The sequence below is a fragment of the Aeromonas sp. HMWF014 genome (assembly GCF_963878295.1).
Lineage (GTDB): Bacteria > Pseudomonadota > Gammaproteobacteria > Enterobacterales > Aeromonadaceae > Aeromonas > Aeromonas popoffii.
The window spans coordinates 1-5,531 of record NZ_CAWNYS010000188.1; the positions used below are offsets into that span (position 1 = coordinate 1).

At 56.9% G+C, this 5,531-nt stretch carries 6 protein-coding genes and 1 pseudogene; 4 read left to right on the forward strand and 3 right to left on the reverse strand.

The window, feature by feature from the left end; translation table 11 throughout:
• Window positions 1-139, forward strand: a pseudogene (locus tag AAC083_RS07345) (tRNA dihydrouridine(20/20a) synthase DusA); the annotation flags it as partial.
• 138 nt (window positions 140-277) lie between these two features.
• Here the strand turns inward: AAC083_RS07345 and AAC083_RS07350 are convergent.
• Together AAC083_RS07350 and hupA are read right to left on the reverse strand one after the other, a co-directional pair.
• The gene (locus tag AAC083_RS07350; protein ID WP_108536199.1) at window positions 278-703 is read right to left on the reverse strand and encodes a hypothetical protein; all 426 of its coding nucleotides are present in this window, start codon (window positions 701-703) and stop codon (window positions 278-280) included.
• A 101-nt stretch (window positions 704-804) separates the two neighbouring features.
• Window positions 805-1,077 carry a nucleoid-associated protein HU-alpha gene (gene hupA / locus AAC083_RS07355; RefSeq protein ID WP_005305063.1) on the reverse strand — a complete coding sequence of 91 codons (273 nt, stop codon included), beginning with the start codon at window positions 1,075-1,077 and terminating at the stop codon, window positions 805-807.
• Between the two features lie 341 nt (window positions 1,078-1,418).
• Between hupA and rsd the strand changes: the two genes are divergently transcribed.
• Complete coding sequence (rsd, locus tag AAC083_RS07360; RefSeq protein ID WP_108536200.1) at window positions 1,419-1,901, forward strand: sigma D regulator; 483 nt, start codon at window positions 1,419-1,421, stop codon at window positions 1,899-1,901.
• A gap of 99 nt (window positions 1,902-2,000) precedes the next feature.
• Entirely contained in the window at window positions 2,001-2,381 is a 381-nt protein-coding gene (locus tag AAC083_RS07365) for a PilZ domain-containing protein (RefSeq protein ID WP_042036182.1), read from the forward strand.
• Window positions 2,382-2,491: 110 nt separating this feature from the next.
• On the opposite strand, the gene radA is transcribed toward AAC083_RS07365, so the two are convergent.
• Window positions 2,492-3,856, reverse strand: coding sequence for a DNA repair protein RadA (gene radA / locus AAC083_RS07370; protein ID WP_108536201.1), 1,365 nt, complete (start codon window positions 3,854-3,856; stop codon window positions 2,492-2,494).
• A gap of 100 nt (window positions 3,857-3,956) precedes the next feature.
• Between radA and AAC083_RS07375 the strand changes: the two genes are divergently transcribed.
• Window positions 3,957-5,531, forward strand: a 1,575-nt coding sequence (locus AAC083_RS07375) for a PilZ domain-containing protein (protein WP_108536202.1), incomplete at its 3' end; no start/stop codon positions are given.

Below are 5,531 nucleotides of genomic sequence, written 5' to 3' on the forward strand. Positions count from 1 at the left end.
GTTCCAGAACATGCAGGGTGCCCGTGCCTGGCGTCGTCACCTGAGCGAAAACGCCTGCAAACCGGGTGCCGGCATCCAGGTCGTACTGGATGCCATGGGCAAGGTGCCGGAATTCGCCAGCGCCGACTCGGTGGAATAATCCTGTATCGCTTCACAGGTTTATGGCTGCACAGGGAGCCGCAGCTGGGCTGACCCTGAACCCGTTCCCGCCCACCAATGAAAAAGCCGGTAACACCTGGTGTTACCGGCTTTTCTATGCGTGGCCATCGCGCTGACGTTACGCCCCCTTGTCCACAAACTGCAGTTCGGGTGCAAATGACGTCAGCACATCGGCACAGTAGTCCCAAGTCGAGATGCGATAGTGCTGCAGATCCTCGTCCAGATGAAGCCCCTCCGATTCCTGATGGAACCAGCTGGCAAAACGGGACGGGGTGATGAGCTGGATCTGCTCCTCGATGGCATGACTCTCCTTGCCTTCCGACAGATCGCAATCCTCCATGACCCGCACCGCGAAGATATGGCGAAAGTAGACCCGGCACAGGATCTGGGGCGGCAGATCTATGCTTCGCGCCCGACCCAGCATGACGGTCAGAGAGTCACTCCAGATATCCTGATGCAGTTCGGCCACAACCAGGCCTGGGGGGAGTTGGCGGGACGGAGCCCAAGGTACGGCAACCTGCCGAATGGCATTTTTCTGTTCCATCATCCACCTCACTACGGCGCACGCCATATCTTGAGTGTATCTGAAACAAATTCCGCTGACGATGGCAATAAAAAACCCGGCTGGCGCCGGGTTTTACACGATTACTTGACGGCGTCTTTGAGCGCCTTGCCTGCCACAAAGGACGGCACATTCGCGGCTGCAATCTGGATTTCTTTACCAGTTTGCGGGTTACGGCCAGTACGGCCCGCGCGATGGTTCACCTTGAAGGTACCAAAACCCACCAACTGCACAGCATCGCCTTCTTTCAGGCTCTGGGTAATACCATTGATGATCTCTTCCAGAGCAACTTTGGCCTGAGCTTTGCTCAGATCGGCTTTGGCGGCAATTGCATCGACAAGTTGAGCTTTGTTCATAACATTTCCTTTATGATCGGGCATTTAGCACCGGGCCACTCTATTCAAAAAAAAACACTCAGGCAAAGGCTTTATCAGCCAGGTTGGCTTGAATGCTGGGGTTTTCATCAAGATCTGCGGAAATAGTCACAAATCTCACCCCTTCGTTATCGCGATGGATTGGAAGAGGAGAGCAAGTGATGGCGTCTTGTAGCCAAAACACCATCAGATGTAACAATATCCCCATACACCTATTGACGGTCAACAGGATTTTCCCTAGTTATAGGGAGTGTCGTCAGTCAATAAGAAAGGCCGGAGGCCTGTAGCGATAGCACTCTATGCCTATGCCCCACGGAGGGATTATGTTAACTGAACTGGAACAAACCAAACGCGCATTGGCAGGAAAGCATCGGGCTATCGATGACTGGCTGGATGCCAGGCAGGCTCTGCTGGTTGAATACATGCGGCTCGCCGGGCTGACGCCCGCCCGCACCAAACAGCGCTCACTCCCCGGCCATGTCGAACTGCAGCGTTTCTGCGAGCAACTGGTCGATTACGTCAGCGCCGGCCACTTCGAGATCTACAACCATGTGGTCACCGCCTTCGAAAAAGCCAGCGGCGACAAACTGGAGCTGGCCAAGCGCATCTATCCCAATATTCGGGCATGCACCGAATTCGCACTGGAATTCAACGACAAGTACAGCAACGCAGATGAGGCTCAGTTGCTGCTGCTGGATGAAGATCTGAATCAACTCGGCCCGGTACTGGAGGATCGCTTCAAACAGGAGGATCGGCTGGTCAAGGCGTTGCAAGTGGTAGAATCACTCAGCACCCGACAGGTTTGATATCCAATTTCGGAGCCAGTTCAAGATCCTGATGCGCAAGGTACATTACACTCTGTTATGACCTTTAGCACCAAACCCTATTGCTGACAGGAGATGATAATGTCCGAGCGTCGCCGTTTTTCACGAATCCTCTACTTGACCATGGCCGACCTCGTCCAGGGCGATAAGAAATGGCGTACCCAGCTGGTGGATATATCCCTCCAGGGGGCGCTCTTGATCCGGCCCGATGGCTGGGAGAGCAACGACAACAAAGAGTATGAACTGGGCTTCGTCCTGAGCGGCAGCGACATCGAGATCAAGATGCAGGTCGAACTGACCCATGAGGCCAGCAAGAAGCTGGGATTCTACTGCCACCATATCGACATCGACAGTGCGACCCACCTCAAGCGGATGGTAGAGCTCAACGTCGGAGATGAAGAGCTGCTCCATCGTGAACTGGAACAACTGCTGAACGAGCATCTGGAACACCCTCATCCCTGAGAAGCCCTCCAGATGCAATAGAAAGGAGCGCCGATGGCGCTCTTTTTATTGCTTGGATTGATTGCCGAGATCTGTTACATCCACGTTTTAAAACGCGGCTGCATCAATGGTCACAAGGCTTCCAGCGCATCTGCCAGTTTTTTCACCGGCACCACTTCCATCCCCTCGATAGGGTGCTTGGGCGCATTGGCATGAGGCACTATGGCACGGCGGAAACCGTGCTTGGCGGCCTCCTGCAGCCGTTCCTGACCGGACGGTACTGGCCGGATCTCGCCGGACAGGCCCACCTCACCAAACACCACCAGATCCTTGGGCAAGGCCTGATCTCTAAAGCTGGAAACCATGGCCAGCAACAGGGCCAGATCCGCACTGGTCTCTTCAACCTTGACGCCCCCCACCACGTTGATAAAGACATCCTGATCCGCCATCTGCAGCCCGCCATGACGATGCAGTACAGCCAGCAGCATGGCGAGACGGTTGTGATCCATCCCCACGGCCACCCGGCGCGGGTTGGATAGCTGGGAGTAGTCCACCAGTGCCTGCAGCTCCACCAGCAGCGGTCGGGTACCCTCCCAGATCACCATGACGATGGAGCCGGGGGCCTGCTCCTCACCCCGGCTGAGGAAGATAGCGGAAGGGTTGCTCACCTCGCGCATGCCCTGCCCCGTCATGGCAAACACACCGAGTTCGTTGACGGCACCGAAGCGGTTCTTGTGGGAACGCAGAGTGCGAAAGCGCGAATCGTTGGCGCCATCCAGCAATACAGAACAGTCGACGCAGTGCTCCAGCACCTTGGGACCCGCCAGGGTGCCATCCTTGGTCACATGGCCCACCATGAAGATGGCAACGTGATTCTGCTTGGCGTAACGGGTCAACAGGGCCGCGGCTTCCCGCACCTGGGAAACGGAGCCGGGAGATGACTGAACATCGGCCACATGCATCACCTGGATGGAGTCGATGACCATGATCTGCGGCTGCTCCTGCTGAGCTATGATGCAAATCTGCTCGACACTGGTCTCGGACAGCATGCGCAGCTTGTCGGTAGGCAGCCCCAGCCGGCTGGCACGCATCGCCACCTGCTGCAGCGACTCTTCCCCAGTCACATAGAGGGTCTTCATCCGCTCAGCCAGACCGCACATGGTCTGCAACAGCAGGGTAGACTTGCCCGCCCCCGGATTGCCGCCAATCAGAATGGCCGAACCTGGCACAACGCCGCCACCGAGCACCCGATCCAGCTCCTTGAAACCGGAAGAAAAACGGGGGATCTCTGTGGTGGCGATCTCCGCCAGCGTCTGAACCTGACTGCCGATGGCGCCGGCGTAGCCGGTGTAGCGGGCATGTTTGCCCGGCGTCACTGAGCCAAGACGCACCTCAGTGATGGTGTTCCACTCCTTGCATTCGCCGCACTGGCCTTGCCAGCGTGTGAAGTCGGCACCACATTCGGTACAAACATAGGCAGTTTTATTTTTGGCCATGGATAACTCGGGGACAGGATGAATTCCTGCTTGATATACTTGTTTGCGACCGACAGATCAAACCCAGAATCGGAAAAGTGACTTTCCTTGGCAGGAACACATGGATTCAGAACAACAACAGCACCTGATTGAACAGCTCATTCCTCTGCTCAGAGAAAAAGATTTCGATGACATCTTCAATCGCCTGACGCAGGACGAAAACAGCAACCGCCGTTTCCTGCTCAAGATGGAGATAAAGCGCAAATGCACCCCCTGCCGGCGTGTCATCGACATGCGCGACGAGCTGGGCGAAGAGTGCCTGGTCCATGAGTTTGAAGGGATCACCCACTTCATGCCGGCCGAGGCCATAGGCCTGTTTCAGTCCCAGTGCTATCTCTACCGGGATACCTACACCCTGGGTGTCAACGAGGCGCTGCAACATTGGCAGAAACACCCCCAGAGCAAGGGTGACGGTTCCTTGCCCCCCCCTGCCAGCCCGTTTCGCCAATACGATGTCAATCCCATCCCCTTCGCCAGCTACTACGGCCGACGTCAGGAGCGGATGCACTTCAGCTCGCCGGTGCTGATCAAGTTTCAGGATGGGGAGAAGCTGTTCGCCAAGAGCTCCGATCTCTCGCTGGGTGGGATGCGGGTATCGGTGCCCTATCTGCCCAGCTATCACACCGGCGCGCAGGTCGAGGTCTTCTTCACCGGGCTGGAGCGGGATACCCCCAATCCGGTGCTGCACCAGCCGGTCGGCTACCAGATCCTCGGCGAAGAGAGCAAAGAGGGAAAATATTGGCTGCGGCTGGTGCGATCGGGTGAACAGCCAGCATTCGATGCCTTCCTCAGCGACTTTATCGACGCCAACAAGATCCGTTATCGAGTCAGCGTCGACTATCTGCTTTCCGCCGCCATCATCAAGGGATATGAGCAGTTTTACCTGCCACGGATGACTGGCATGCCGCTCTTCTTCGGCACTGGTGACAACCCCAACCTCGAGATTGCCCTGCGTACCGAGAACAACCAGCATCTACTAGAGTACTGGCGAGACGAAAAGAACCGTGACGCACTGGCGGGGCTCTTCAGTGCCGAGCGAATGAAACAGCTCTGCCCGGCCCCCGGCACTACTGTAGAGACGCTCATCTACTGCTTTACCCATACGGTGCGCAGCCATATCTACTTCTTCTCGGCCACCGCCGAGGAGCTGCGCCAGAGCGGCCTCACTGCGCTCTTTTTCCAGGTAGGCTCCCGCCGCCCCAGCTGGCGTGTCTACAAATTCTCGCTGGAGGCATGCGAGTTACGGGAAGCTGACGTCGGCCAGTTGCAAGGGCTCGAGAATCCACAGCTGCAAGACATCCTGCTGCTCGAACGGCTCAAGCAGATCGGCTACTGCGGCCTGCTGCAAGACATCAGTCAGGAATCCCTGCGCGAGGAGTTCCGCCAAGAGGGGGAGTTCAGCAATAATGCCAACGAACTGCAGCGCTTCGGCCATGATCTTGGGGCCGCCCCCTTCGAGATCGAGACGCTGCATTATGTGCAGTTGCGCAAAGAGGCACGCTACATCCACAAGACAGCCGTCGCCATCAAGCACAACGGGCGGGCCTGGCTTGGTTGGACCCGCGACATCTCGGCCCACGGCATGCAAATAGAGCTGGAAGAGGCGTTCGAGGGCGAAAAAGATGACATAGTCACC

What these genes read in the sequence shown, in the direction of transcription:
- AAC083_RS07350 (WP_108536199.1), bottom strand. Translation starts at nt 703, where the DNA reads ATGGAACAGAAAAATGCCATTCGGCAGGTTGCCGTACCTTGGGCTCCG.
- hupA (WP_005305063.1), bottom strand. Translation starts at nt 1,077, where the DNA reads ATGAACAAAGCTCAACTTGTCGATGCAATTGCCGCCAAAGCCGATCTG.
- rsd (WP_108536200.1), top strand. Translation starts at nt 1,419, where the DNA reads ATGTTAACTGAACTGGAACAAACCAAACGCGCATTGGCAGGAAAGCAT.
- AAC083_RS07365 (WP_042036182.1), top strand. Translation starts at nt 2,001, where the DNA reads ATGTCCGAGCGTCGCCGTTTTTCACGAATCCTCTACTTGACCATGGCC.
- radA (WP_108536201.1), bottom strand. Translation starts at nt 3,856, where the DNA reads ATGGCCAAAAATAAAACTGCCTATGTTTGTACCGAATGTGGTGCCGAC.